Origin of the sequence: Bradyrhizobium algeriense, assembly GCF_003062295.1 — a bacterium.
In the GTDB taxonomy this organism is placed as follows: Bacteria; Pseudomonadota; Alphaproteobacteria; order Rhizobiales; family Xanthobacteraceae; genus Bradyrhizobium; species Bradyrhizobium algeriense.
Map to the genome: position 1 here is coordinate 1 of NZ_PYCN01000119.1, position 2,229 is coordinate 2,229.

Below are 2,229 nucleotides of genomic sequence, written 5' to 3' on the forward strand. Positions count from 1 at the left end.
GCATGCTCGACCATGACGCCCTTTGGGGTTCCGGTTGAGCCTGAGGTGTAGATGATGTAGGCGAGATGGCGCGAGGTGAGGCCGAGGGCGCGCGGCTCGGGATCGCAGGCGGGCAGCTCGGCCCAGGCCGGGGTCACGGGGTCCAGATCGACCACGCTCACATCGGCGAGCGCCTCGGTGCCGAGCGCGGCGCGGCCTGCCGCATCGCAAAGCAACAGCTGCGGCGCGGCATCGCCCAGCACCTGGCGCAGCCGCTGAGACGGATAGGCCGGGTCCAGCGGCAGATAGGCGCCGCCCGCCTTCAGGATCGCCAAGAGCCCCACCACCATCGCCAGGCTACGCTGAAGGCAGATCGCCACCGGCTGATCCGGCCTGACCCCGAGCGCGATCAGATGATGCGCCAGCCGGTTGGCCCGCGCATTGAGCTCGCCATAGCTCAGGCGCTCGTCCTCATGGACGAGGGCGACCGCTTCGGGTGCGCGCCGGACCTGTTGCTCGAACAGTTCATGGATGCACCGCTCCGACGGATAGGCCGCCGCCGTCCGGTTCAACTCCTCCAGCAGATACGCGCGCTCAGCGGACGGCAGGATGTCGAGCTCGCGCACCGGCGTGTTGGGGGCATGCTCCAGCGCCTCCGCCAGTTGCTCGAGCGCCCGCTGCATGTAGCCGCAGACCCGATCCGCAGAGACAGGCTCCGCCACCTGCGCCGTCAGCCCGAGCGCTTCGCCATAATCCTCCACCGACAGGGTCACGGGATAGTTGGTGCGCTCCTCGCCGCCCAGCCATTCCATCCCCGACAGGACATCATCCGTTCCGGAGCCGGGCGTGGCCGCCGGCCTGTTATGGCGGTAGTTCAACAGCGCGCTGAACAGCGGCGCCGGCGCCGCAACGCCGCTGCAGCGTTGCGCCAGCGCCAGCGAGGCATGCTCGTGCGCCAGCAGCTCGGAAAGCTGCGCATGGGTGCTGCGCACGCTCGCCGCAACCCCGGTGCCGTCGAGATCAAGCCGCAGCGGCAGGGTGTTGATGAACAGGCCCATGGTGCGGTCGGCACCGGCGCCGCCATGCATCCGGCCAAACAGCACCGTGCCGAACACCACCTGCTCGCGGCCGCTGCTGCGCGCCACCACCTGCCCCCAGGCCAGATGGCACAGGCTGGCCAGGCTCACCCCGAGCCGCCGCGCCTGTTCGCGCAGCCGCTCGTTGAGCGCCTGCGGCAGCACCCGATGCGCCTCGCCGACGCCGCTGCCGTCGCCGTAGACCTCGCTTAGCCCGAACGGCATGGTCGGCTCGTCGATGTCGGCCAGCAGCCCCCGGAAGAACTCTTCATGCGCCTTGGCATCAACAGCAAGACGCGCCTGCGCCACCAGATTGCGGAATGGCAGCGGCGCGGCCAGTTCATAGGCCCGCCCCGCCAGCATGGCCCGCACCTCGGCATGCATCACGTCCAGCGTCGTGTGATCCCCGATCAAATGATGCTGCAGCTCCAAAAGCAGCCAGCGCCCGCTGCCGGGATCGCGCGCGGTCACAAACCGCAACAAGGGCGCCCGGCCAAGATCGATGCGCTGCCGGCGCGGATCAAACCGGCGCCGGAGCTCATCGGCGCCGGGACAATCATAGCCATCCAGCTCGACCTCGCTCACCTCCAGCGGCGCACGACGCCACACCACCTGGGCCGGGCTCGACAGCCCCTCCCAGACAAAGGCCGTGCGCAGAATGTCGTGCCGATCCACCACCCGCTGAACCGCACCAAGATAGCGATCCAACAGGCCACGGTCGGCAAACGCCATCTGCGACACCAGCAGATAGGGATCGCCCCGGCTGGTCAGCAGATGATGGAACAGGATGCCGTCCTGCAGCGGCGACAGGCCATAAATGTCCTGGATGTTGCCGACGCCACCAGGCACCGTGGCGACGATCCGGTCGATCTCGCCCTGCGTCAGCTCGATCAGCGGCAGCATCTGCGGCGTGATCGCCGTACTCTGCTCGGTGATCAGGTTGGCAGGCACCGCCACCTCGTGATGGCTGCCCAGGCTTGCGGCAAGATCGGCCAGCACCGGCCTGGCGAACAGGGTGCGCACCTCCACCCCGAGCGACAACCGCCGCAGCCGGCTCAAGAGCTGCACCGCCAGGAGCGAGTGGCCGCCGAGTTCGAAGAAGTGGTCGTGGCGTCCGACCCGCTCGACCCCGAGAAGCTCCGCCCAGATCTCTGCCAGCGCCGTCTCGATCGCG

The 2,229-nt window shown here is 68.8% G+C and carries 1 protein-coding gene; it reads right to left on the minus strand.

Annotation, left to right across the window (positions count from 1 at the left end):
• Window positions 1–2,229 (minus strand): AMP-binding protein (locus C7G61_RS42540; protein WP_145963824.1); only part of this gene is annotated, 2,229 nt, incomplete at both ends.